Genomic DNA, 3,013 nt, shown 5'->3' with positions numbered 1-3,013 from the left:
AGGCTGCTGGAAGGTGACAGTTGCACCGATCGCAACTGCCGCAGCCGTCAACATTGATGTAATGGCGAATTTTGCTTTCATAATGTATGATGAGATACGGAACCGTGGAATCAAGAGCTTGCATCTCTTATTTCACACTCAGGAATATCCTGGTCTTTTTATATTAACCTAAAAAGCCAGGATATTTTTTGTGTTTACAAAACTTAACAAATATCAACTTGCCGATTTATAGCGCTTTGCTTTAATCACAATTTTTAAACAAAAAGATTTAAAAAGATTAACTTTTTCACGTTTTACAGTTAACTTCTAGTGATTTAGTTCGCATCAAATCTCCCTTGGACATTTTCCCCTAAAATTAATCCGTGGGAGTATCTAGCTCCCACGGATTATGTAGAATTGTCCAATTGATTGACAGGTGATATAGCCAATTTTGTGTGCCGTTTGCTATAAAAATAGCGAAGCTCGATGCAAAGCCCGAGACCCCAGGAGTGCGAGCATCTTGCTCGCTTTCTTTATGTCAAATTCATTTAGACGCGCTATATAAGTTACAGGAAAAATAAAATGCTCCCTCTTTCATTCAAGGGTAAAGGGATAGCCTGGAATTAAACATTGGGGAACTCCAAAAAATAAAATAGCAATTGTAGGGTGGGCATTGCCCACCTTCTGTTCGGTGGGCATTGCCCACCTTCTGTTCGGTGGGCATTGCCCACCCTACTCCTTTAACTCCTTTAACAACCGAATAGGAATGATTTATTTTTTGGAATACCCTTGGAACTTATTTGAATAGAGCCACCAATTTTAAAAGGCTTTCAAAAATTATAAGATATGAGATTAATTTATCATGAAAATTGGCAAGGAGATGATTTGCTGTAAACATAAATCAGCCAATCATTTCCTTGCAAATCAAAATAAGTTTTAACTATAATTGTCTTACTTTAAACCATGATTTTTCAATCCTGTTCCGATAAGAGTTGTTTTAACTCCGTGAGCAACGATTCAATTTTATTGCGCTTATCAGGGTTCTCCCATGCCTTAAACTGGGTAAATTTTTGCAGAAGTCCTTCCACCTCGCGTTGTTGTTGTGCTGAGTCTCTCGGTATTTTTTTCTCCCGGACGATTCGTTGAATTTGTCGCAGACTCAGCGCCTGGGCGATCGCCCGTTCTAGGAGCGCCAACCGCTCAGACTCGGACTGTAATTTGGCAATTTCCTTCGCTTTAGTCCACTGAATCCGTCCATAGCGAAGGGCTTCAAACAGTTCCGGAGGAAGTTTGAGCAAAGGAAGGCGATGAGCTCGGAACGATTCAGGGGAGAGTCTGCCGAGGGTGGAAAATATCTCTTGAATCACTTGTTGTTCACGATTACGGACGGCGCTGTCCGTAAGTCCCCGTTTGCCATTCGCTATATGGTTGAGCAGAGAGATAATCCAGTCCCGGTCCTTTTGCAGGCGCATTTCCAGCAGTTGCAGAATGCCCTCAGTTTCTTCAACGGGATTCAAATCCTCCCGTTGTAAATTTTCGACCAAGGCGTACTGTAGCACTTCTGTATCGGTCATTTCCCGTACTGTCACCGGCACTACCGTTAATCCCAGGAATTGAGCGGCTTTATACCGACGTTCTCCAGCGACCAACTCATATTGATTCCCGGCGATCGGGCGCACCAGTAGTGGCTGAAGGATCCCATGTGCTTTGATACTAGCGGCGAGTTCCTCCATTGCCACTTCGTTAAAGTAGTTTCGGGGTTGAAACTGGGACTGGCAAATTTGCTCCAGTCGCAGGGTCTTTGACGAGAGGCACGTCGGGATAATATCTTGAGTATTTGGGTTGTTCATCTGCTTTTGAAGAGTTGAGTGGGAAGCGATTAAAGAAGGCGATCGCCGTGGTGCGATCGGGCTGGGTACATCGGGTCATCGGTACAAGCAGGGTGAACTCGATGAAAAAACGCTTCCCCGAACAGGGGTGGGATGTATTCTCCTAGAAGTTGTAAGCACATGAGCAAAATATCTCCTATGATTCTATATCTATCTCTAGGAGTAAACCCGGGTTTTTATGCGTTTTTTTGACTTTTTTATGAAAACTTCACAGACTTGATGCGTAGGGGCCACTGAAACCCAGCAGATTTTTGATAAAACTTTAGCCCAGTTTGGGAGTCGTATTCCTTTAAAATCAAGGGTTTGAGAGGAATTATTTGGATAATTCACAAGAGTAGAGAAGCGCTTTTTGCCAGGGCACTTGTGATGGGGAGTCTCGTTGTCCCGAGTCCAGAGTCACTCATCCAACTGAAGCGCTCACCCTCAGCGCATTGAAAATTCTGGCGGCGCTTCACCCTAAATTTTAAGTTTGCCCGGTGAGGCGGCTATTTCTGAGTTATACTCCATACGGTATTTAAAGGTCTATAAAAACTTATAGTAGGGGCGCAAGCATTGCGCCCCTACAAATACTCGTTTTTATAGACTTATCAGTATTGCGAAATTCCGTATTAATTTTGTTCTGAGTCTTTAATGCAGACATTCAACCCGCGCTAACTGCCCCCGATGAAATTCGTAGCAGTAGCCACGATCCCCATGTGCGGCTGTTCTGCCTTATCCTTAAAGAAAGACGCTGGGTGGTTGCCGTTGCTCGTCGCTTAAATGGAGATGAATTTCTGAGCACAGCCTATCAAACTGATGCAATCAAAGAAGGAGAAACCAGGGTGCAAGTAAAACTCTACTATGAACCCGAGATGGAATTACTCACCATTTTCTGGCAACCTCCCCGCAAAAATCAAATTGCGATCGAACTGGGAGATGGGGTGATTTTAATTTATAAAAATGCCCTAAATTGTTACATTTTTTTATAAAATGGTAGTCACTCTGCTAAGAGGAAAGCGCCCACTGTATCCTCGTAAATCTTGTATCAAAGGAATCCGAATTATGGTTTTGGTTATTTTGGATAAGGTGCAAGGGTTGACTAGAAGAAGAGATGAGCGAGGAATATCCACCCCTGAGATGAGAGAATCTGCGGAGGGCGATCGGTT

Annotated in this window: 3 protein-coding genes; 1 reads left to right on the top strand and 2 read right to left on the bottom strand. The window is 43.4% G+C overall.

Annotation, left to right across the window (positions count from 1 at the left end; genetic code table 11):
- Positions 1 to 950 precede the first annotated feature (950 nt).
- Both J0895_RS11785 and J0895_RS26385 read right to left on the bottom strand, forming a co-directional pair.
- The gene (locus J0895_RS11785) at positions 951 to 1,829 is read right to left on the bottom strand and encodes a ParB/RepB/Spo0J family partition protein (protein ID WP_207088282.1); all 879 of its coding nucleotides are present in this window, start codon (positions 1,827 to 1,829) and stop codon (positions 951 to 953) included.
- A 29-nt stretch (positions 1,830 to 1,858) separates the two neighbouring features.
- Positions 1,859 to 1,990, bottom strand: coding sequence for a hypothetical protein (locus J0895_RS26385; protein ID WP_277989827.1), 132 nt, complete (start codon positions 1,988 to 1,990; stop codon positions 1,859 to 1,861).
- A 612-nt stretch (positions 1,991 to 2,602) separates the two neighbouring features.
- Between J0895_RS26385 and J0895_RS11780 the strand changes: the two genes are divergently transcribed.
- The gene (locus J0895_RS11780; RefSeq protein ID WP_207088283.1) at positions 2,603 to 2,836 is read left to right on the top strand and encodes a hypothetical protein; all 234 of its coding nucleotides are present in this window, start codon (positions 2,603 to 2,605) and stop codon (positions 2,834 to 2,836) included.
- Positions 2,837 to 3,013 lie beyond the last annotated feature (177 nt).

It is taken from the genome of Phormidium pseudopriestleyi FRX01, from assembly GCF_017313335.1.
In the GTDB taxonomy this organism is placed as follows: domain Bacteria; phylum Cyanobacteriota; class Cyanobacteriia; order Cyanobacteriales; family Laspinemataceae; genus Laspinema; species Laspinema pseudopriestleyi.
Note: the sequence above shows the minus strand (reverse complement) of the source record. Positions and strands in the feature narration are given on the sequence as shown.